The sequence below is a fragment of the Aurantiacibacter xanthus genome, assembly GCF_003584015.1.
Taxonomy (GTDB): domain Bacteria; phylum Pseudomonadota; class Alphaproteobacteria; order Sphingomonadales; family Sphingomonadaceae; genus Alteraurantiacibacter; species Alteraurantiacibacter xanthus.
On the sequence record NZ_QXFM01000126.1, the window covers coordinates 1 to 21,559 of the forward strand.

Annotated in this window: 21 protein-coding genes; 13 read left to right on the forward strand and 8 right to left on the reverse strand. The window is 64.3% G+C overall.

All coding sequences use genetic code 11. The features are described 5' to 3' along the window. From D2V17_RS16190 to lpdA, 3 genes are all read left to right on the forward strand, one after another. Positions 1-693 (forward strand): 2-oxo acid dehydrogenase subunit E2 (locus tag D2V17_RS16190; protein WP_191229243.1); only part of this gene is annotated, 693 nt, incomplete at its 5' end. Between the two features lie 185 nt (positions 694-878). Beyond that, positions 879-1,265, forward strand: coding sequence for an acyl-CoA thioesterase (locus D2V17_RS16200; RefSeq protein ID WP_119593939.1), 387 nt, complete (start codon positions 879-881; stop codon positions 1,263-1,265). Positions 1,266-1,388: 123 nt separating this feature from the next. Further along, positions 1,389-2,801: a dihydrolipoyl dehydrogenase gene (lpdA, locus tag D2V17_RS16205; RefSeq protein ID WP_119593941.1), complete on the forward strand. Its 1,413-nt coding sequence runs from the start codon at positions 1,389-1,391 to the stop codon at positions 2,799-2,801. Between the two features lie 190 nt (positions 2,802-2,991). On the opposite strand, the gene D2V17_RS16215 is transcribed toward lpdA, so the two are convergent. The 3 genes from D2V17_RS16215 to D2V17_RS16225 all read right to left on the reverse strand — a co-directional run bounded on the left by D2V17_RS16215 (position 2,992) and on the right by D2V17_RS16225 (position 7,164). Continuing rightward, entirely contained in the window at positions 2,992-4,575 is a 1,584-nt protein-coding gene (locus D2V17_RS16215; RefSeq protein ID WP_119593945.1) for an ABC-F family ATP-binding cassette domain-containing protein, read from the reverse strand. 260 nt (positions 4,576-4,835) lie between these two features. Beyond that, positions 4,836-6,071 carry a cytochrome P450 gene (locus D2V17_RS16220; RefSeq protein WP_191229244.1) on the reverse strand — a complete coding sequence of 412 codons (1,236 nt, stop codon included), beginning with the start codon at positions 6,069-6,071 and terminating at the stop codon, positions 4,836-4,838. Between the two features lie 4 nt (positions 6,072-6,075). Then, positions 6,076-7,164 carry an LLM class flavin-dependent oxidoreductase gene (locus D2V17_RS16225; RefSeq protein ID WP_119593949.1) on the reverse strand — a complete coding sequence of 363 codons (1,089 nt, stop codon included), beginning with the start codon at positions 7,162-7,164 and terminating at the stop codon, positions 6,076-6,078. Between the two features lie 155 nt (positions 7,165-7,319). Here D2V17_RS16225 and D2V17_RS21595 point away from each other — a divergent pair, with 155 nt between their 5' ends. After that, positions 7,320-7,994, forward strand: a complete 675-nt coding sequence (locus tag D2V17_RS21595) for a TetR/AcrR family transcriptional regulator (RefSeq protein ID WP_220474144.1) — start codon at positions 7,320-7,322, stop codon at positions 7,992-7,994. A 20-nt stretch (positions 7,995-8,014) separates the two neighbouring features. Here the strand turns inward: D2V17_RS21595 and D2V17_RS16235 are convergent, their stop codons facing one another. The 5 genes from D2V17_RS16235 to D2V17_RS16255 are packed head-to-tail and all read right to left on the reverse strand — an operon-like array spanning position 8,015 to position 13,621. After that, on the reverse strand, positions 8,015-8,932 hold the full coding sequence (locus D2V17_RS16235) for an SDR family NAD(P)-dependent oxidoreductase (protein WP_119593951.1): 918 nt from the start codon (positions 8,930-8,932) through the stop codon (positions 8,015-8,017). A 29-nt stretch (positions 8,933-8,961) separates the two neighbouring features. Next, positions 8,962-10,167 carry a thiolase family protein gene (locus D2V17_RS16240; RefSeq protein WP_119593953.1) on the reverse strand — a complete coding sequence of 402 codons (1,206 nt, stop codon included), beginning with the start codon at positions 10,165-10,167 and terminating at the stop codon, positions 8,962-8,964. Next, positions 10,160-11,050 carry an alpha/beta fold hydrolase gene (locus tag D2V17_RS16245; protein WP_119593955.1) on the reverse strand — a complete coding sequence of 297 codons (891 nt, stop codon included), beginning with the start codon at positions 11,048-11,050 and terminating at the stop codon, positions 10,160-10,162. Before D2V17_RS16245 ends, D2V17_RS16240 begins: the two co-directional genes overlap by 8 nt. Then, positions 11,047-12,558: a class I adenylate-forming enzyme family protein gene (locus D2V17_RS16250; RefSeq protein ID WP_119593957.1), complete on the reverse strand. Its 1,512-nt coding sequence runs from the start codon at positions 12,556-12,558 to the stop codon at positions 11,047-11,049. The genes D2V17_RS16245 and D2V17_RS16250 overlap by 4 nt, the downstream gene beginning before the upstream one ends. Then, entirely contained in the window at positions 12,551-13,621 is a 1,071-nt protein-coding gene (locus D2V17_RS16255; protein ID WP_245978769.1) for an amidohydrolase family protein, read from the reverse strand. The genes D2V17_RS16250 and D2V17_RS16255 overlap by 8 nt, the downstream gene beginning before the upstream one ends. Positions 13,622-13,681: 60 nt before the next feature. Between D2V17_RS16255 and D2V17_RS21030 the strand changes: the two genes are divergently transcribed. Genes D2V17_RS21030 through D2V17_RS16295 form a run of 9 tightly spaced genes read left to right on the forward strand, consistent with a single transcriptional unit; the run spans position 13,682 to position 21,549 of the window. Then, positions 13,682-13,864 (forward strand): hypothetical protein, encoded by a 183-nt coding sequence (locus D2V17_RS21030; RefSeq protein WP_147367447.1) that lies wholly within the window; start codon positions 13,682-13,684, stop codon positions 13,862-13,864. A 12-nt stretch (positions 13,865-13,876) separates the two neighbouring features. Beyond that, the gene (locus D2V17_RS16260) at positions 13,877-14,965 is read left to right on the forward strand and encodes a 3-ketoacyl-CoA thiolase (RefSeq protein WP_119593959.1); all 1,089 of its coding nucleotides are present in this window, start codon (positions 13,877-13,879) and stop codon (positions 14,963-14,965) included. 4 nt (positions 14,966-14,969) lie between these two features. Continuing rightward, entirely contained in the window at positions 14,970-16,121 is a 1,152-nt protein-coding gene (locus D2V17_RS16265) for a thiolase C-terminal domain-containing protein (RefSeq protein WP_119593961.1), read from the forward strand. A gap of 12 nt (positions 16,122-16,133) precedes the next feature. Then, a complete protein-coding gene (locus D2V17_RS16270; protein ID WP_119593963.1) occupies positions 16,134-17,060 on the forward strand; it encodes a PhlB family protein in 927 nt (308 codons plus the stop codon). Beyond that, positions 17,057-17,908 (forward strand): N-acyl homoserine lactonase family protein, encoded by an 852-nt coding sequence (locus tag D2V17_RS16275; protein WP_119593965.1) that lies wholly within the window; start codon positions 17,057-17,059, stop codon positions 17,906-17,908. The genes D2V17_RS16270 and D2V17_RS16275 overlap by 4 nt, the downstream gene beginning before the upstream one ends. A gap of 2 nt (positions 17,909-17,910) precedes the next feature. Continuing rightward, complete coding sequence (locus D2V17_RS16280; RefSeq protein ID WP_245978770.1) at positions 17,911-18,720, forward strand: enoyl-CoA hydratase/isomerase family protein; 810 nt, start codon at positions 17,911-17,913, stop codon at positions 18,718-18,720. Between the two features lie 16 nt (positions 18,721-18,736). After that, positions 18,737-19,927, forward strand: coding sequence for an acyl-CoA dehydrogenase (locus tag D2V17_RS16285; protein WP_119593969.1), 1,191 nt, complete (start codon positions 18,737-18,739; stop codon positions 19,925-19,927). Positions 19,928-19,941: 14 nt separating this feature from the next. Further along, positions 19,942-21,045, forward strand: coding sequence for an acyl-CoA dehydrogenase family protein (locus tag D2V17_RS16290; protein WP_119593971.1), 1,104 nt, complete (start codon positions 19,942-19,944; stop codon positions 21,043-21,045). 6 nt (positions 21,046-21,051) lie between these two features. Next, the gene (locus D2V17_RS16295) at positions 21,052-21,549 is read left to right on the forward strand and encodes an acetyl-CoA carboxylase biotin carboxyl carrier protein (protein ID WP_119593973.1); all 498 of its coding nucleotides are present in this window, start codon (positions 21,052-21,054) and stop codon (positions 21,547-21,549) included. Positions 21,550-21,559: the final 10 nt, after the last annotated feature.

The window sequence follows — 21,559 nt, forward strand, 5'->3', positions numbered from 1 at the left end:
GGCATCCCGCACGAGGTCGAAAAGCTCTCGAACATGCGCAAGACGATCGCGCGCCGCCTCACTGAGAGCAAGCAGACCGTCCCGCACATCTATCTCACCGTGGACATTCAGCTGGATAAGCTGCTCAAGCTGCGCGGCGAGCTGAACAAGGCGCTCGAACCGCAGGGCGTGAAGCTCAGCGTGAATGACATGCTGATCAAGGCGCTGGCGAAATCGCTTGAAGCGGTGCCGGTGTGCAACGTGCAGTTCGCGGGCGACAGTCTGCTCAAGTTCGAGCGCGCCGATATCTCGGTGGCGGTCTCGATCCCCAATGGCCTCATCACCCCGATCATCAAGGACGCGGGCGCCAAGGCCATGAGCAAGATCAGCACCGAGATGAAGGACCTTGCGGCCCGCGCCAAGGAAGGCAAGCTCCAGCCCGAGGAATATCAGGGCGGCACGGCCAGCCTTTCGAACATGGGCATGTTCGGGATCAAGCAGTTCGAGGCGGTGATCAACCCGCCGCAGGCGATGATCATGGCCATCGGCGCGGGCGAGAAGCGCCCCTATATCGTCGACGATGCACTGGGCGTCGCCACAGTGATGAGCGCCACCGGCAGCTTCGATCACCGCGCCATCGACGGCGCGGACGGCGCGCAGCTGATGAAGGTGTTCAAGGAACTGATCGAGAATCCGCTGGGACTGGTGGCTTGAGGCTTTCCTACGGTGCTGCGCTCATGGCATTTGCAAGGCATGAGCAGCACCGGTCGGAAGTGGTTTTGATGCGCAGAATTGTCAACTTCGCGTTTCTCCGAAAGCTCTTTGTTTTCGTTGAGGAGTTCAGGCTTTTGGGCGCTTGTCGCGGTGTCAACTTCGTCAGGTTTGAGGCATAGGCGGCGATGACCGAAACCGAAATCCTCGCAGGCCGTGATCCAGCCATCCGCGTCACCGCCATGCCGCGCGACACCAATGCCTATGGCGATATCTTCGGCGGCTGGCTGGTGAGCATCATGGACAACGCCGCCGGGCTCACCGCCGCGCGCCATTCCAAGGGCCGCGCGGTGACGGTGGCGATGGACGGGATGCAATTTCTCCAACCGGTCAAGGTCGGCTGCGAGGTCTCGGTCTATACCGAGATCGAGAAGGTCGGGCGCAGCTCGATGGTGATCGCGGTCGAGGCCTGGCGGCGCGAGCGGCACTCGGAAGAGGCGTGCAAGGTGACGCAGGCAAAGTTTACGTTCGTGGCGGTGGACGACGATGGACGTCCGCGCTCGATCGCCAAGTGAACAAACGCCCGTTCGTCCTGAGCCTGTCGAAGGACTGCTTTGATTTCGAGTGGGGCGTTGAAAAACCGGGCAGGGCTTCGACAAGCTCAGCCTGAGCGGAAACTGAGAACTGGGAAAAGAGTTATGGCAGAGCAGTACGACGTTATCGTTCTCGGCAGTGGTCCGGGCGGCTATGTGGCGGCCATTCGCGCCGCGCAGCTGGGCCTGAAGACCGCCATTGTCGAGCGCGAGCTACTCGGCGGGATCTGCCTCAACTGGGGATGCATTCCCACCAAGGCGCTGCTGCGCTCGGCGGAGATCCTGCACTATGCCCAGTATGCGAAGGACTATGGCCTGAAGATCGCGGGTGCTATCGAGGCCGATCTTGAGGCGGTGGTGAAGCGCAGCCGGGGCGTTGCCAAGCAGCTTAATCAGGGCGTCACGCACCTGATGAAGAAGAACAAGATCACCGTTCACATGGGCGAGGGCACCCTCAAGAGCGCCACCTCGATCGAGGTCAAGGGCGAGAAGGGCACCGAAACCATCTCGGCCAAACACGTGATTGTCGCCACCGGCGCGCGGGCGCGTGAACTGCCCTTCGCTCCGGTCGACGGCAAGCGCGTGTGGACCTACCGCCATGCGATGACGCCCAAGGAAATGCCGACCAAGCTGCTGGTGATGGGTTCAGGTGCTATCGGCGTCGAGTTCGCGAGTTTCTACAACGACATGGGCGTCGATGTGACCGTGGTCGAGATGCTCGACCGGATCATGCCGGTGGAGGACAAGGACGTCTCCACCTTCATGACCAAGGCGCTGACCAAGCAGGGCATGACCATCCTCACCGAGGCTGCCGTGCAGGAAGTGAAAGCCTCCGACAAGGAGGTGAAGGTCACGATCAAGGACAAGGCCGGCAAGGTCACCACCGAGACCTACAGCCACGTGATTTCGGCGGTCGGCATCGTGCCCAACACCGAGAACATCGGCGTGGAAAAATATGCCGAGCTTGATCGCGGCTTCATCCAGATCGACGATCTCGGGCGCACCAAGACCAAGGGCCTGTGGGCTATCGGCGACTGCACCCCAGGGCCCTGGCTGGCACACAAGGCGAGCCACGAGGGCGTGACAGCCGCCGAGGCCATCGCGCAGGAGTTGGGCAACAAGGAGGTCCACCCGCACGGGCTCGACCGCAACAACATTCCCGGCTGCACCTACTGCCACCCGCAGGTGGCGTCGGTTGGCATGACCGAGGCCAAGGCCAAGGAAGCGGGCTACAAGGTGAAGGTCGGCAATTTCCCCTTCATCGGCAACGGCAAGGCGATCGCGCTGGGTGAGCCCGAGGGCTTCGTGAAGACGGTGTTCGATGCGGCCACCGGCGAACTGCTGGGCGCACACATGGTCGGCGCGGAAGTGACCGAGATGATCCAGGGCTACGTGATCGGCAAGACGCTCGAAACCACCGAGGCCGAGCTGATGCAGACGGTGTTCCCGCACCCGACGATCTCGGAATCGATGCACGAGAGCGTGCTCGCGGCCTATGGACGCGTGGTTCACGTGTGATCTGGCAAGCGTGACGATAGACGCCACGCTGGGGCGTCTATCGTTCGCGCAGGGCCTTGATCAGGAATTGGCGCAGCCGACTGGCCGCTACGGTATCGGCGCCTCTATGCGGGATCAGGCTCATGTCGAGGGGCTGCACCTCTCATTGCGCCGTGACACGCTGGCTCTCGCCTTGTCGGACAGTTGGAGGTCATTTCTGGAGATGAACGACCCGGTCCGGTCTGAGTGATTCAAGAAATGCGTTGTCGTGGCTGACCACCAGCACCGCGCCATCATAGGCAGTCAGCGCCGCTTCCAGGGCGGCAATGCCATCAAGATCAAGGTGGTTGGTCGGCTCGTCCAGAATCAGCAGCGCGGGCGGCGGAGTGCCGCCAAGGGCGCAGGCCAGACCGCCGCGCAGCCGTTCGCCCCCGCTCAGATCGCCTGCGCGGCGCAGAGCGTCATCCGCGCGGAACCCGAACCGCGCCAAGGCTGCATGGGCCTCATGCGTCGTCGCGGCCGGGGTCACCCTCAGGAAATTCGCAAGCAAGGTTTGATCGGGATCGAGCAAATCAACATGCTGATCCAGCATGGCGAACGAGACAAAGCGGCCTACCTGTCCGCGCTGCGGGGAAAGCTGGCCGGTGATGAGCTTGAGAAGCGTGGTCTTGCCGCTGCCGTTCGGTCCGGCGATGACGACCCGCTCGGAGCCGGTGACGACCAGCGACAGATCGCGGATCACCGGGGCGTCCGGGGCGTGTCCGCCGGTCACATGATCGAGCCGTAGCACCGTCTTGCCAGACGGCAGACCAGTCGGTGCGATCTCCATGTGCAACGGCTCCAGCACCTCGATCTTTTTGCGAGCGGCGGCAAGTGTCTCTTCCGCGGCATTGCGCAGGGCGTTGCGCAGGTTGGCACCCATGCCACCTGAAGCTTCGGCCCGATCCTTGGCGGCATCCATGAGGATTTTCGGCTGATCGCCCTTGGTTCGGGACTTGCGTCCGGCACTGTCCTTTCGGGCCTTGCGCTCGGCTGCCTGCTGCGCCCGACGGGCGGTTTCAATGCGGGTCTTTTCGGCGTGGTTCAAATTGCGCGTAGCCACTTCCAGCTCGGCCTCCTTTTGCTGGCGGAAGGCACTGTAGTTGCCACCATACCGCCTCGCACCGAGCGACGTGAGTTCGACGATGGCGTCCATTTCCTCCAGCAGCTCTCGATCATGGCTTGCGATGATCGCACCACCATTCCAGCTGCGGATGAGGTCGAGCACGGCCTGACGTCCGTCCCGGTCGAGGTTGTTCGTCGGTTCATCCAGTAACAGAAAGTCTGGCTCTGCCAGCACCAGAGCGGCGAGAGATGCCCTGCTGCGTTGGCCGCCGGAAAGCTCGGCAAGCCGGGTCTGCGGCGCGAGCTGCAACCCGAATCTGGCGAGCGCGGTGTCGATCCGGGTCGGGAGCGTCCAGTCGGCGAAGTCCAGGTCTTCGGCCGTGGCCTCGCCCGAATCTGCACGCTCAAGCTGGTCGAGCGCCGCGCGCACGCCGAGAAGATCGGCGATGGTTTCATCAGGATGCGCGATGGCTTCCTGACGCATCAGGGCAACGGACCCGGTGACGCCGATCTGTCCGGAGGCCGGGCGCAGGTGGCCGGCGATCAGGCGCAGAAGCGTGCTTTTGCCGGTGCCGTTGCGTCCCACGAGGCCGGTGCGCTCGGGGCCGAAGGTCAGGCTGAGATCGGAGAAAAGCGGTGTGCCGTCAGACGTGAGCCAGGACAGGCAGGAAAGAGAAACGGATGCAGGCATGGGACAGGACTTCTCGCAGCGAAACCAGAGGGGTGAAGGCGGCGATTATCAGGTCCATTTCGAAAGCATCTCCTGTGCTGCAATGGTTGTTAATTTAGGGACACCTGCGCGCTGCTGCAAGAATGGCCTGAACGTCTGCTTTAGTTGTCATGAGACGTCCCTTTATCGAGCCTATCACCCGCACCCGATCGTCGCGGGTGTTCTGCCAGCCAAGGCGGAGGAAGGGGCGCCACGCGGGCGACCTTTCCTCCGCTTTATCGTCAGCCCGCCGGCCAGCGCAGGACGAATGGCTGGCACCCGCCCACGATGCCGCCGTTGTGGCGGATGGTCTGGCCCGGTTCCAGTTCGAAGCTGGGGATGCGCGCGAACCACTCTTCGAGCAGCACCTTCATCTCCATGCGGGCGAGGAACTGGCCGGGGCAGGTATGGTTGCCGTTGCCGAAGACCATGTGATTGCGGACCTTGCGGTCGAGATCGAAGGCCATCGGGTTGTCGTTGATCGCGTCGTTGAGAGCATAAAGCTCGGTCGGCGCGATCACCATATCCCCCTTGCGCAGGGTCACGCCATCGACCTCGGTATCGGCCACCAGCTCGCGCGCGGACGACACCAGCGGCATTCGGCGCAGGCATTCGTTGATCGCCGCGTGATGGCAGGTGGGATCGGTGGCGATGCGGGCCTGAATCTCCGGCGCCTGAGCCAGTGTGCTCATGGTGAAGCTCATGAAGTTCACCACCGTATCGAGGCCGCCGACCAGAACCTGGCTGGCAAGGCGCGCCGCTTCGTCCTCCGTCATCGGGCGATCGTTGACCTTGCTCTGCGTGATATGGGTCAGCAGGTCTTCCCGACTGGAATTGCGCCGTTCATCGAGGATCGGCTTGAGATAGGCCTTGAACGAAGCGGTCGCCTCGGCCGGCGTCATGCTGCCATCGGGCCGGGTGAACTGGTCCGCCAGATGCTTCAGCCTCGGCAGGTGCTTGACCGGCAGATCGACCAGCTCCATGAATACCCGCAAGGGCAGTTGCTCGGCGAATTCATGGACGAACTCGCAGCGACCATTGGCGACAAACCCCTCGATCAGTTCCGCGGTCAGTTTGCGGACCTTCGGTTCGAGCGGCTTGATGGCCGAACCATACAGCTTGTCGTTCAGAACCTTGCGATAGGGCCGGTGGACCGGGGGATCGAGCGACAGGGGCAAGAGGTCGCCATAGGCTTCCCCCGCTGTCGACTTGGGCACCAGCACGACACGGCTCGAAAAGCGCGCCGCATCGGAAAAGACCTCGCCGATCAGCTCGGGCGAGAGCGCGATCCAGTGCCCTTCGTTGTGCGGGGTCCAGACGATCGCATGCTGCGTGGAATCGCGCAGCTGGACCCAGGCCTTATGCAGATCGTACTGTCCGTCGAACGGGTTGTAGATATCGAAATCCACGACCCGGTCGTCAGGCAGGCCTTCCGGCCTTGTGGCTGTTGCCGGTGGAGCAAGCGTTGTGTCGGTCATGGCCTCACTCCGCTGCTGCGAATGCATCGACCGGTAGGTTGGGCACAACCTCCCGGGCAAGCCGCGTCATCGATTCTTCCCACGGGGTGGGATTGTCGATGTAGTCGTAGCTGTAGGTGAGCAGGGTGCCGAAGCCGCCGCCGAGCTGGTCGATCCAGCTTTCGAACTTCTCGCGCACGGTTTCCACCGAGCCGACAATCCAGAAGTGGTCGGCGAGGAATTCGGGCGTCACATCGGACACGGAATAGTCGGTGCCCTCCGTCATCGCTTCGGCCAGCCCGAAGGCGTGATAGGTGGGGAGGAGATATTCCCGCCATGCGCGGCCCATGCCACCTTCGAGCGCCAGCTTGCGCGCTTCGGCGTCGGTGTCGGCGATGAACACATCGCGCACCACGCGGTGCATCGTGCGGTCGCCGTGACGACCGGCCTCGGCAGCGGCTTCGCGATAGACCCGGAAGTGATCGATCAGCGCCGAATTGCTCGAATAGACCGACGCGGGCGAGTAGCCGTGTGCGCCCGCATAGCGGATCGACGGCGAATTGGGGCTGAGGCCGGTCATGGCCATGGGCATGGTGCCGCCCCACGGCTTCTGGTCGCGAATGGGGTGCGCCGCATCGCCTTCGGGCAGCGATGCGCTCCAGAACTCGCCCTCATAGTCGAACGGCTCGCCCTTCCAGATCATCTCCATGATCCTGACCGATTCCTGCATCATCAGGTGATTTTTCTTCAGGTCGGTGAGGCCGCGCAGTTTGGCGTCGGTGGGGTAGGCACCGGGCGCGACGCCCATCTGGTAGCGCCCCTTGAGGATATGGCTCAGCCAGGCGGCCTGCGTCGCAAGGGTAGCGGGGTGGTAGTAGGGGAGCAGGTGAGCGAGCGGCCCGAGCTTGATGCGTTCGGTGACGCGGGCAGCGGCTGCGATCACCAGTTCGGGGCTGGGGATGGCTTCCCAGTTGAGGGTGGCGTGCTCGCCGACCCAGTACTCCGAATAGCCAGCCTTGTCCGCCACTACGGCCTGATTGACGGCCCAGTCGAACACCTGCTCCGGCGTGCGCTCGGGCGGCAGGAACGGCGTCTGAAACACTCCAACTTCCATAACATCCTCCATTCTTACGTTCTTATTAGCACAAGTGTGATATTTATGGCCGGTCGAGTCAACATGCTTGCGCGTATATTGGCTGAAAATTGGCGAACAATATCACAAGTGTTAGATTGCTTGACGCGGGTTTCGATGTCAGGCAGGTCGCCAGCATGTCTTCCAAACGGCTCAAAGGACCGGATGCCGAGCCCCAGCCGGCGACTCGCGAACGCTTGATTCTCGAAGCCGAGCGCCTGTTCGGGGAAAGAGGGATCGACGGGGTCACCATGCGCATGATCTGCGAGGCGGCGGGGCAGAAGTTTGCCGGCTCGGTGCAGTATCACTTCGGCGATCTCGAAGGCCTTCTCTACGCCGTGTTCGAGTATCGGGAGGAGCGACTTCAGCCGCAGCGGCGGGCCATTCTGGACGAGGCCAGGACGCACGGGCTTACGGGCGATCTGCGTCAGCTGCTCAGGGCCGTGTTCGAACCCAATTATCGCATGTTCGCCGATGAGGGGAATATCTCGTACATGCGCTGCCACGCGGCCTATCTGACAACGCACCGGCCGCGCGGGGTGGAGCATCCGGTCGACCGGGCAAGCCCGACCACCGTCGCCCTGCGCGAGGCGATGGACCTTCTCGACCGGCGGCTGGCGGTGCTGGGGCCGAGCCTGCCCACGCGCAGGCTGGAGTGCGTGGGGACCATGTTCCTGCTCGGGATGGTCGAATATGCCGCCGATCCGTCGCGCTACGCCATGTCAGTGGAGCGCTGGTACGAGGAGCTGCTCGACATGATGGTTCAGGCCATCAGCGTCCTGCCGCGCGTTACCGGTGACGCGCAAGCGTGACACCGGCGTGACCGGCCAGATCAGTCCCTGGCGAACAGCGGCGGAATGACGAGCAGCTCCTCACCGGTCGAACCGGGATCGAGATAGTCACCCAGTTCGCGAATCTGCGCCTCGTGCGCTGCGAGGTCTTCGGGGCTGTGATCGGGGTTGAAGTAGCCTTCGCCGACCACGAAGCTGACCCGTGCCACCTTGCCCGAGGAACTGGAGAAGATTTCGCCGTTGAGCCCGGTGCTGCGATGGGCAAGCCACAGCACGGTCGGGGCGACGATGGAGGGCGGCCCCATCGGCACCTTGCCTTGCGCGATATCCTCGCGCCAGTCGTCGCCCTCGGAGGCTTTGCCGCCGAAGAAGGCATCGCGGTTCATGCGCGTGACGGCCATCGGCGCTACCGCGTTGATCGTGATGCCGGTCCCGATCGCATCCTGCGCCGCGCATTTGGTGAAGCCGGCCACCGCCAGCTTGGCCGCGCCATAGGCACCCAGTGCGGCATTCCCGGCAAAGCCCGCGTTCGAGGTGGTGTTGACGATCCGGCCATAGCCGCTTTCGAGCATATGCGGCCAGGCGGCGGCGCACATGTGGAAGGTGCCGTCGAGCGTGACCGATTGCATCGCTCGCCAGTCGGTCTCGGCAATGTCGGGTACGGCGGCAAAATTGATGATGCCGGCGTTGTTGATCAGGACCGTGAGCTTGCCGAACCGCGCAAGGGCCGCAGCGACCACCGCCTCAGCGCCCGCGCGCTCGGCCACCGAATGGGTGTTGGCGATGGCCTTGCCCCCGGAAGCCTCGATTTCGCTGACGACGCTTGCCGCCACGGCCGCGTCGATATCGTTGACGACGACGCTTGCCCCGCGCGCGGCGAAGGCGAGCGCGTATTCACGCCCGAGCCCCTGACCTGCTCCGGTGACGATCACCACGTCGTCATCAAACCGCATTGTCATATCCACCACTCCTTCAAGGCCGGTTCCGGTTAGCCGGGGATTTCGAACAGACCCGCCGAGCCCATGCCGCCCGCGACGCACATCGACACCACGGCGTAGCGAACGCCGCGCCTGCGCGCTTCGAGCAGGATGCTGCCCGTCAGGCGCGCGCCGGTCATGCCGAAGGGGTGGCCCAGCGCGATTGCGCCGCCGTTGACGTTGATCTTCTCGGGATCGATGCCGAGCTTGTCGCGGCAGTAGAGGTACTGGCTGGCGAAGGCCTCGTTGATCTCCCACAGGCCGATATCTTCCACCTTCAGACCCGCTCGATCGAGCAGCCTGGGAATGGCGAAGACCGGTCCGATGCCCATTTCCTCCGGCGGGCAGCCGGCGGACTGGAAGCCGCGGAAGATACCGAGAATCTCCTTGCCCTCGGCTTCGGCCATGCTCCGCTCCATCAGGATCTGCGCGGCCGCGCCATCGGACAACTGGCTGGCATTGCCGGCCGTCACGTGCTGGCCCTCCTTGACGATCTGCCCGTCCTTCCACACCGGTTGCAGTCCGGCGAGCTTCTCTGCCGTCGTATCGGCCCGGATGCCTTCGTCGCTGGAGAGGATGACCTCTTCGCGCCCGGTCACGCTGCCATCCTTGGCGATGATATTCTTGGTGACGGTTATCGGTGCGATTTCTTCGCCCAGCCGTCCGGCCTCGGTTGCGGCGGCGGCGCGCTGGTGGCTGATGGCCGCAATGGCATCCTGCTGCTCGCGGCTGATGCCGTACTTGTCCGCCACGATCTCGGCGGTTTCGATCATGGCCATGTAGGCATGCGGTTGCCGGTCGAGCACGGCCTTCGGCTGGGCCCGGTAGGTTGGCGTATGCTGGTTGCGGGTATGGGTAATGCTCTCGGCGCCGCCCGTCAGCGCCACGTCGATGTCATTGGCCATGATGCCGCGCGCCGCGAAGGCGAGGGTGGTCAGCCCCGAACCACATTTGCGGTCGAGCGTCGTGCCGGGCAGCGAGATCGGCAGTCCGGCCGCGAAAATGGCCGTACGCGCAAGGTTGCTGCCCTGCGTGCCGAATTGCGTGCCGACCCCGATGAGAACATCGTCGATCCGCTCCGGGTCGATTCCTGCCCGCTCGATCGCGGCCTTCATGACATGGCCGGTGAATTCGGGGGCATCGGTGTCGTTGAGGGCGCCCTTGAACGCACGTGCGACGCCCGTGCGGGCAGTTGAGACGATTGCGGCTTCACGCATGGCAGGCCTTTCCGGAATGCTGTTTCAAAAATGGGATGAGGAGATCGCAAAATGCATCGCGCATCTGGTGGTGGAGCAAGTGCGAGCCGCCCGGCATGATCTCCAGCCGAACGTCGCGCATCAGGCCGAGCAGGTCCGGGCCGGGGGCGGGACGCTTGGCGCTGTCGCCGTAAACGAGCAGGGTAGGGCAGGCGGTCGCCGCCAGCACATCGCGCAGGTCGTCGGCGCGCTGGTCTTCGGGCGGGCGGCCGCGCACGAGGGGATCGAACTTCCACGCATAGCCGCCATCGGGAGCCTCGCGCAGCCCGTAGATCGCAAGGCGCTTGACGGTTTCCGCATCGAGTTCCGGGTGATTGCGGGCGAGACGCTGACGGGCTTCGTCGGCATTTGCAAACCGGGTCGGCTCGGTCGCGCGCTTGTTGCGCCGCCGTTCGATCCAGTCTCGCAGCCGCAGCGGGTAGGGGCGGTGCGCGGCCATTTCGTCGCGCTGGATCGGCAGGGTTACGCACTCTATCCCCACCATTGCGGCAATGCGTTCGGGAAAGGCCGCAGCAAGCCGCAGGCCCAGAGCGCCGCCAAGCGAATGGCCCACCAGTACAACCTGTTCCAGCTCCATCGCCGCGATCACGTCGGCAAGGTCGAGGACATGGGCGCCGAGTGTATAGCCATCCGGGCTCGCCCACTGGCTGTCGCCATGGCCCCGCAAGTCGGGCGCGATGACGAAGTGGGTCTGGGCCAGCCTTGCCGCGATCCAGTCCCAGCTGCGATTGTGATCCCACAGGCCATGCACCAGAAGCACCGGCGGCGCTGCCTCGTCCCCCCAGGTGGTGACATGCAGGCGGAGTTCGCCCGGCTGGACGAAGCGGCTTGCGGGGCGCATCATTGCAGCGCGAGCCTGTCGCGCAAGGCCCGCCGCAGGATCTTGCCCGTCGGCCCCTTGGGCAGTTCGTCGAGCAGATGGATCGCGGCGGGCTGCTTGTAGTGCGCCAGCTCCGCCTTGCAGAATTGCGTGAGTTCGCCGGTGTCGACATGCCCGCCGGTTGTGGCGGCGACAAAGGCCACCGGGACTTCGCCGAGGTCTTTGTCTTCGGCGGCGATCACCGCAACTTCCGCGACATTCCGGCAGCGGTAGAGCACTTCCTCGATCTCGACCGGGTAGATGTTCTGCCCGCCGCGAATGATGACATCCTTCTTGCGGTCGACAATGAAGGCAAAACCATCGGCATCGAGGTAGCCGATATCGCCTGTGTGCAGCCATCCGTCGCGCAAGGCGGTGGCGGTGTCGTCAGGCGCATCGTGGTAGCCCTGCATCACGTTCGGCCCCCGCACGACGATCTCGCCCGCGACCCCGGCCGGGCAGTCCTGCCCATGGTCATCGCGGATGGCCAGATCCATCCCGTCCAGCACGCGGCCAATCGTGCGGCCGTGCCTCAGGTCTCCGTCTGGTCCGAGTTCGACCCTGGTCAGAGTCACCAGCGCTGTCGCTTCGGTCAGGCCGTAGCCGGTCAGGACTTCGACGTTCGGCGCCTTGTCGAGGATGCGCGCGAGCAGCGGTCCGGGCACTGGTGCGCCGCCGGTCATGATGCGGCGCAGCGAGCGCAGCGCGCCGCCCGCAGCATCGGGATGGTCGAAGATCCGTTGCAGCATCGTGGGGACGGCGGGTACGAAGGTGCAGGAATGGCGCGCAATCGCGGCGATGACCTGTTCCACCTTGAAGCGCGGCAAAAGGATCATCGTCGCCCCCGTGGCCAGCATGGCGTTGATGCCCTGATTGAGGCCGAAGGTGTTGTAGAGCGGCAGCGCGCACAGGACCGTGTCCTCGCGCGTCAGGCCGAGCCAGCCGGGCGTGGCATCGTAATTCGCTGCGAGGTTCGCCGCAGTGAGCATCACGCCCTTCGCCTTGCCGGTGGTCGCGCTGGTGAGCAGGAGCATGGCCGGGTCGCTCGGCAGGACTTCGGCCGGTTGCGCCGGGGCATGCAGTTTGCTCAGCGCCTGGATGACCTCGTCGTCAATCGAGAACAGGCGGCAGTCGAGCTGATCGACTGCCGGCGCAATCGGTGTGCCCAGCACATCGTCGGTGACAAGGAACTGCAGATCGCAGCAGCCGATTGCGTGGACGATCTCGCCGGTACGGTACATCACGTTCAACGGGGTGACGACCGCTCCCAGAGCGAACAGGGCCTGCTGAACCACGACGAAGTCGGGCGACGAATCGAGGTAGACGCCGACCCTTGACCGCTTGCCGATGCCAAGGTTGGCGAGGGCCGCCGCCATCGACGTGACGCGCGCGGCAAGATCGCCGAACGTCAGGCTTTCCCCCTCGAAGACAATCGCTGTCTTGTCGGGCATTTCCTCAGCCCGACGGAACAGGTGGGCCGCGCGATTAGGCATTGGCGCAAACCGGTGTGGTCACGTCGCCGAGGCCGTATATTCGCCGCGCCGAACCGAGGAACAGGTCCGCTTTCTCCGCCGGGCTGTATTGCTGCGCGAGGCGCTTGAAGGCGTTCCAGAGCGTGCGATAGGAATACATCGCCTTGTCGACCGGGAAGTTGCTCTCGAACATACAACGGTGCGACCCGAAGAGCTCGATGCAGGTTTCGACATAGGGCCGCCATGCCGCGGCGAGTGTTTCCGAACCGGGCGGGGCCGGATCGAGGTGCCATTGCGCGCCGCCGATGATCATGCCGAAGCCGCCGATTTTCACGGAGACGTTCGGGCACTGCGCCAGCTCGTGCATGTCCTTTGCCCAGGCCTTGCGCACCTCCTCCTCACGCCCACGGTAAGGGCCGACACCGATGATCGCGCCGACGTGATCGAGCACGATCTGCAAGTCGGGCAGGGCACGGGCCATGGCCGCAAGCTCGGGCAATTGTTGGTGATAGAGCATCGCATCGTAGACAAGTCCGCGCTGCGCCAACCGGGCAAGGCCCTTGCGATAGGCGGCGTCGCCCAGCAGTCCGGCCGGGCCGGGGCGCAAGACGATGCCCTCGGGAAAGTTCTCGTCGCGCGACACGCTGTGGCGGATGCCGACCAGCGCCGCGCCCGCCACGGCCCGCTGCGCGTCCAGAACCTCGTCGACCGCTTCGCCCAGGCACAGGTCGGCCTTGGCCACGATGCCTTCGGCTACAAGCGAAGCGTGCCTGTCTTGTCTGGCCCTGCCGCGCATGGCCATGACCTTCTCGGTTTCACCGACCGGTGCGAGGCGTGCCGGGCCGTCCTTGCGATAACCGTAGTGGGCCTCGACGCAGACGGTGGCGACGATCTTGTGCCCGTCGTCGAGGTCTTCGCCGAAGGCATCGAGCAGGTAGGGCTCCTCGTGCTGCTCCCAGAGGTGATGATGGGCATCGATGATGGGAAGGTCGGGCTCGATCACGCCCTCGCGCACGCGCCGCAACCACGCCGGATCGGGCGGCGGATAACGGTATTGGCCGGTCACATCGAGGCCCAAGGTCACAAATCCCTCTCCCGATATTCATTCGGGTTTTTCTAAGCTAAATCTGCCCGCACAGCAATCGTGAGCAGCCGCTATCTCGGTTATATGGCGGTGTTATACAGCAAAATTCGGCCAATCAACAAAAACCGAAAAAACGTCGAAAAAAACTTGACCGGGCAATCGGGCGCCCATAACAAGCTGAACGAGCCGGCAGCGGTGCTGGAGGGCTTGCCCGCCAACCCGATTGCCGAGGCCGATATATGAGAGGAGTGCTCGATGGCGCTTGGGAAGGTGGCAGTCGTCGCGACTGCGCAAACCGAGCTGCGGCCCTTATGGGGTGAGGCGCAGCATATAGATCTGATTTCCGCAGTGGTGACCTCGGTCTTCAAGGGGTCCGGTTTCTCGATCGACGATGTCGATTTCGTGATCGACTCCGGCAGCGATGTCCTCGATGGCCGGTCGATCTCGAACTGCGGTTTCCTTGGTGCGCTTGGCGCGCATCGCAAGGAAGAGGCGCGGGTCGAGGCGGACGGGATCTGGGCGCTGCAATATGGCGTGAACAAGATCCGCTCCGGTGCCTCGTCGGTCGGGCTGATCGTGGCCTATTCGAAGCCTTCGGAGTCGCTGGTGGAGAACTACTGGGCCTCGCAGGTCGAGCCGTTCTATCAGCGCCCGGTCGGTTTCTCGCAGCGTGCGGCGGCGGGCATTCAGGCTCAGCGCTATCTTGCCGATCGGGGCTGTTCGGAGCGTGATCTTGCCGAACTGGCAGCGCGCCGGTGGGCCGATGCGAAGGCGCATGCCAATGTGCAGATTGGCGATGTGCCCGACGCCGAGGCCATTCTCGCTTCCGGTGAAAGCGCCTTGCCGCTGACCGAACTGATGATGGCGCGCCCGGTCGATGGGGCGGTCGCCATGCTGATCGTCGATGAGTCCTCCGCCCGGCGCGCGGGCAACAACCCGGTCTTCATCACCGGCATGGGCAGCGGCACCGATTGTCACGCCTATGCCGATCGCGATCCGCTCAAGCTGGCCTCGCTCGAAGGCGCCGCCGCCATGGCGGCAAGGGCTGCCGGATGGTCTGCGCAGCAGGCCGATGTGGTCGAGTTGTCGGCGCATTCCGTCGTGGGCGAGATGCTGGCGATGGATGTGCTGGGCCTCGATGAAGGCAAGACGGCGATCAATCGTTCGGGCGGGGCGTTGCCTGCCGACCCGATCATGGCGACCGGCCTGTGCCGGGCGGCAGAAGCGGTTCGGCAGTTACGCGAACCGCAGCTCTACGGTGGCGGCGCTCCGTCGCGTGCCGTGGTGCATGGCGCGCAGGGCGTGGGCATGCAGAACAATTGTGTCATGACGCTCGAGGTGTAAGGACATGGGTCATCACGTAGCAATCGTAGGGGTCGGCCAGACGCATCATGCGCGCCGCCGTACTGACGTCAGCCAGGCAGGTCTTGTGCGCGAGGCCGTTGACCGGGCGCTGGCCGATGCCAATCTCGAAATGGGCGACATCGACACGGTCGTGGTCGCATCGGGTCCGGTCCTGTTCGGGGCGGTCAATCATCCCGAACTGTGGGTGGCGAACGCCATCGGCGCCAAGGGCAAACCGATCTTCCGCGTAACCAGCGGCGGGGGCGCGGGCTTCGCGGGCGCTCTGGCCGGCTATTACCAGGTGGCGGGCGGCTATGCCGGTCGCACGCTGGTGGTCGCTTATGACAAGCTGTCGGAGGGGCCGCTCCAGTATTCGATCTCGACGCTTTATGATCCCTTCTGGGGCCGTGAGTTCGCCGTCGGCATCATGGGCTTTTCTGCCGCTTATTGGCGCGCCCGGATGGACGCGCTGGGCCACACCGAAGAGGCGGCGGCCATGGTCTCGGTCAAGAACCGTCGCAATGCGATCGCCAATCCCTATGCGCACATGAAGAAGGAAGTGACCGTCGACGACGTGCTCAATTCCAAACCGCTGTGCTGGCCGATCAAGCTGCTCGACGTGCCGCCGATTTCCGATGGCGCCGCGGCTATCGTGCTCTCGAACGAGAAGCTTGCCGCAAAGTCCACGCAGAAGCCTGCCTTCATCAATGGCATTGCCTATTGCTGCGAGGCCGACAACGCGGCCGAGCGTTCGCTGATGCTGTCCGAGCCGCTCGCGCTGGCGGCCAAGAAGGTCTATCGCGCTGCTGGCATCACCAACCCGCGCCGCCAGTTCGACGTGGTCGAGGTGCAGGAGCCCTATTCCTGCTTCGAGCTCAACTACTACGAGAGCCTCGGCCTGTGCCCTCCGGGTGAAGCCGCACAGCTCGTGGCCTCGGGCGCGACCGATCTCGATGGCGATATTCCGGTCAATCCTTCGGGTGGCTGCATGGGAGCCAATCCCATCGGCGCGGTCGGCGTGGTGCGCCTGATCGAAGGCGCGACACAGGTCATGGGCCGCAACGAAAGCAACCAGATCAAGGATGCCAAGCTGGCGCTGGTGCAATCGGGTGGCGGCTGGGCCAACCTGCGCGGCTGCGCCGTGCTCAGCGCATAAGGGAGAGCGACAATGTATTCAGCACCTGAATCCATGCCTTTGGACATGCCGACGTTCCACGCGGAAATCAGCCTGCCCTACACGCTCACTCCGGGCGGCGCAGCGGGGACTTTCCTCGCCGAAATGAAGAACCGGCGGATCGTCGGCTCGCGCTTTGCCAATGGCGAAGTGGTGGCGCCGGCGCAGGATTTCTCCGCCAGCGATGGCGAACCGATGGCGAGCTTCGTCGAGGTTCCCCAGACCGGCGAGATTACCGCCTTCACCCGCGTCGATGGCACTATCATCGCCTTCATCAAGCTGGATGGCTGCGCCAACGAATTCCCGCACCGGGTGCTTGGCGATCTCGATGCGGTCAGGATCGGTCAGCGCGTGAAGGCCGAGTGGGACGATGGCGTCGAGAACTCGATCCTGGCGATCAAGGGCTTCGTGATTGCCGAGGATGCAGCGGTCGGCACAGTTTCGGATCTGCCCGAGCCGGAGGAGGCCATCGGCTCGCTCGACTACGCGCTGGCGCTGCCATACGAGCACGCCTACGGCCCCTACTACGGACGCATGTTCGACGAGATCAAGGGCTTCGGCCGGGTCATGGGGGTGCGCACGGCGGATGGCGACGATGCCCTGCTGCCCCCGCGCGAGATCGACGACATCTCGCACACGCCGACCGGCACCTGGAAAACCTGCGCCGATACCGGCACGATCCGCGGCTGCTCGATCATCAACATGGAATTCATCGGGCAGACCAAGAAGCCGCCCTATGTCTATGCCGAGATCGTGCTCGACGGTGCCTCCACGCGCCTGATCCACCTGATCGAGATCGACGATGTCGAGTTCGCCAAGAAGAACATCGGCCCCGGCACGCGGGTGCGCGCCATCTGGACCGATGGCGAGCGCAAGGGCTCCATGGCCGATATCGAACGCTTCGAGGTTATCGAAGAGTGAGCAACTGGACAGTCACGTCTCTCCGCATCGGCGAGATCTACATTCCGCACGACGGGGCGATCCAGCGTGACCCCATCCATTGCTGGCTGGCCCGTAATGGCGAGCACAATGTGCTGGTCGACACGGGGATGACCGATATCGCGATGGTCACCAGGCGGCTCAAGGTGGAAGGCTGGGGCGGCGGTCACGAATATATGACCAAGGCCCTTGCGGCTGAGGGGCTGGAGCCGTCGGATATCGATCACATCGTCCTGACCCATGGGCATTTCGACCATGCGGACAATCTCGATCTGTTCCCCGACGCCTGCGTGGTGATCCAGCGTGACGAGCTGGCCCATGCCGCCGATCCGGTGCCCTCGCAGCGGATCTTCTACTGGAATACGACGGTCGAGAATCTGGTTGCGCGGCGGCGGCCGAAGCAGATCCGCACGCTCGACGGGGATGTTGTGCTGTTTCCCGGTTTCCGCATCCTCAAGGTGCCAAGCCACACGCCGGGGATGCAGGTGCCGATCCTGACGACGGCCAAAGGCGATGTCGCCATCGCATCGGATCTGGGCGATCACTATCGCTACTGGTTCCCGGCCGATCCGCGCGCGACCACGCGGCCGCAGCGCTCGCTTGCGGATGCTTACCTCACCGGCAACATCCGCAGCGAAAGCGAGCGCGACTGGCAGGCAGCCATGCGCCGGGTGCAGGCTGAATCCGATATCGTCATTCCCGCCCATGACTTCCGCATTCCCGTGCGTGTGCCCGAAGACTGGTGGGACATTCCCGAAAGCAATGAGGGCGATCTGGCCAGCGTTCCGCCCGATCGCGAAACTGACAATCTGGCCAAAGGACGCGGATGACCATGGAAAACGTTTTGCTCGAAATCGAGGACCGCATCGCAACGGTCACGCTCAACCGTCCCGACGCGCTCAACGCGACGACCGATGGGCTCTATGGCGAACTGGCCGCCTTGTGGCCGAAGCTGCGCACCGATCCTGACGTAGCCTGCGTGATCCTGACGGGGGCGGGGCGCGGGTTTTGCGCCGGTGCCGATCTCAAGAACCGCCGGACCGACCTCACGCCGCTGCAACTGAGCGCGCGCCATCGCTGGATTCTCACGAATGTGCTGCGTCCGCTTTACGAGATGGAAAAGCCGGTCATCGCCGCCGTCAACGGGCCGGCGGCTGGTGCCGGAGCGAACATCGCGCTTGCCTGCGACTTTGCCTATGCCAGCGAGAAAGCCAGCTTCACCCAGGCCTTTGCGCGTGTCGGCCTGATCCCCGACCTTGGCGGGCTGTTCTTCCTCCAGCGCGCGGTTGGCCGCGCAAGGGCGAAGGAACTGGCCTTTACCGCGCGCAAGGTGGAGGCGGCCGAAGCGCTCAAACTGGGGCTGGTGCAAAAGGTCGTCCCGCATGACGAACTGCTCGCCGCCGCGCGCGAGACCGCGCTCGCCATTGCGCAGAATGCGCCGACCTCGATCGGGATGATGAAGACCCTGATCGACAAGTCCGAATATTCGACCTTCGACCAGATGATCGAGTTCGAGGCCTATGCGCAGACGGCGGCCTTTGTCTCTCCGGACTATCTGGAAGGCGTCAATGCCTTCCGCGAGAAGCGCAAGCCCGTGTTCAAGGGCGGTCCGGCGCAGACCGATAACGAGACATGGCGCTAGGCGCAGGGGGGCAATCATGGACTTCACCTACACCGATGAGGAGCACAGGTTCCGCCTGGAACTGCGCGCGTGGCTGGCCACCGCGCTGCCCGAAGGCTGGGGCGAAACGGTGTTCGAACCCGAGGATGAGGAAGAGCGCTATCTCTTCCGGCGCGATTGGGACAAGAAGCTGAGTTCGGGCCGCTGGGCCGGTATCAACTGGCCGGTCGAGTATGGCGGGCGCGGGGCAACGCTGGTCGAGCGCGGCATCTTTGCCGAGGAAATGGCCCGCGCCAAGGCACCCGAAAGCCTCAACATCATCGGCCACAACCTCGCTGGCACCACGATCCTGCATCACGGCAGCCAGGCGCAGAAGGATCGCTTCCTGCCGCCGATCATCGCCAATGAGGAGTTCTGGTGTCAGGGCTTTTCCGAGCCCAATGCCGGTTCCGACCTTGCCTCGGTGCGGACCAAGGCGGTGCGCAAGGGCGACAAGTATGTCGTCAATGGTCAGAAGATCTGGACCAGCTACGCGCAGTATTCGCAATGGTGCTTTGCGCTGGTGCGGACCGATCCCGATGCGCCCAAGCACAAGGGCCTCAGCTTCCTGCTGATCGACATGAGCAGTCCGGGCATTTCGATCCGTCCGCTGCGGCAGATTTCCGGCGAATCCGAGTTCAACGAGACCTTCTTCGAAGATGTCGAAGTGCCGGTGGAAAATCTCGTGGGGCAGGAGAACGACGGCTGGCGCATCGCCATGACGACGCTTGCCTACGAGCGCGGACCGGAAGACTGCCTTGGCCGACAGGTCCGCTTCAAGCAGGAGCTGGAAAAGCTGCTCGAAGTCTGTGCTGCCGAGCCGACCGCGAATGGGGTGCTGGCCGACGATCCGGTCGTGCGCCAGAAGCTTGGGCGCTCGATCGTCGAGGTCGAGGCGATGCGGCTGGTGGCGCTCAAGAGCTTCAGCCGTATTCTCGCCGGAGACGAGCGCGGGCCCGACGCATCGGTCATCAAGCTGTACTGGAGCCATGCCGCGCAGCGCATGAATGAGGCGGCACTCGATATCCTCGGCCCGGCGGCGGTGCTGTCCGAGGGCGATGACGATGCCATGGCAGGCGGACGGTTCCAGACCAGCTTCCTGCAATCGAAGGCATTTTCGATCTACTCCGGTTCGTCGGAAATCCAGCGCAACATCATCGGCGAGCGCATGCTCGGGTTGCCGAGGTAGGGGAGGGACCGCAGATGAATTTCCTGTTCAATGAAGAGCAGACCAGTCTCGGCGAAACGGTCGGACAAGTCCTTGCCGACCATGCCGCCCTGACCGGTCCCGACCCTTCCCGCGGCAGCGACGCAGAGGTCTGGGCGGCGCTGGCAGAGCTTGGCCTGTTCTCCCTTCTGGTCGCGGAAGAGCATGGGGGCGTTGGCCTCGGTTTGGTGGACCTTGCGCCCACGATAGAGGCGCTGGGGGCAGGGCTTGCGCCGCCGCTCATTGCATCGACCCTTGTCGCCACCGAGGCGGTCAACCGGCTGGGCGATGCCGAACAGCGCGCGCAGCTGCTCCCCGGCATTGCCGCGGGCGAAACCGCCATCGCGATTGCCTCGGCCGAGCTGGGGCGCGGCAACGATCCGGTGTTTGCCGAATGCGGGCTGCATGATGGCAGGCTGACGGGCAGGAAGATCGCCGTGGCCGGGGCCGATGTCGCGCAGATGTTGCTTGTCGTCACCCGAACGCAAAGCGCGCCGGTGCTGGCGCTGGTGCCGACCGATGCGCCGGGCGTGACAATTGAGCCGCATGCGGACATCGACCCCTCGGCGGGTCTGTGCCGGGTGACATTCGACAACGTGGCCGTCGCTTCTGCCCAATTGCTGGGCGAGGGATCGCCCGGCGCGCTCGATACGCTCATCGATCTTGGCGCCACGGCCCAGTCCGGCATGGCGATGGGAATTGCCGAGGTGATGCTGAAGCGAAGCGTCGCCTATGCCTGCGAGCGCGAGCAGTTCGGCAAGCCGATAGGTTCGTTTCAGGCGATCAAGCACCGCTGCGCCGACCTTGCGGTTGCGGTCGAGGCGGGCAAGGCGACGTCGCACTATGCCTTCTGGGCCTGTTCGGAAGATGCCGAAGATCGCGCCAGCGCGGCCTCGGCGGCCAAGGCCTATTGCGGCGAGATCGCCTGCAACGCCTGCAACGATGCGATCCAGATCCACGGCGGCATGGGCTTCACGTGGGAACTGGGCCTGCACCGGTTCCTGCGCCGCGCGCAGGTGATCGAGCACGCCGTGGGCAGCCGCGCATGGCACTATGAGCGCGTGGTTGCCGAGACGCTCGCTGCGCGCGAAGTGGCCTGATCTGCGATGGACAGCAAGCTCCTGCGCGATCTGGAAATCCTGACCGGCCTGATGGAGCAGGGCGGCTGGAAAAGCCTGCGCCTCCACAGCAACGAGATCAGCGTCAACCTGTCGCCAACCCCGCAAGACGGCTTAGAACGGGCAGCCGCGCAACCGGCGGCTCCCCGGCGAGAGCCTGAGCCGCCCCCAGCGACACCGGCACCATCGCCCGCACCGATAGCGGCTCCCCCGGCATCGGCTCTGCCGAGCGCCATCGACCCGGCCTGGGCGGTGGTCAAGGCGCCCAATCTCGGCACGTTCTACCGCTCGCCGAAGCCCGGTGCGCCGAACTTCGTCGAGGTGGGGCAGCAGGTGCAGGCGGGCACCGAGCTGTGCCTGATCGAAGTGATGAAGCTGTTTACCTCGGTACGAGCGGAGCAGGCGGGCACCGTCCGCCACATCGCCGCCGCCGATGCCGAACTGGTCGAAGGCGGCCAGCCGCTGATGTATATCGAACTCGCATAATTTACCGACC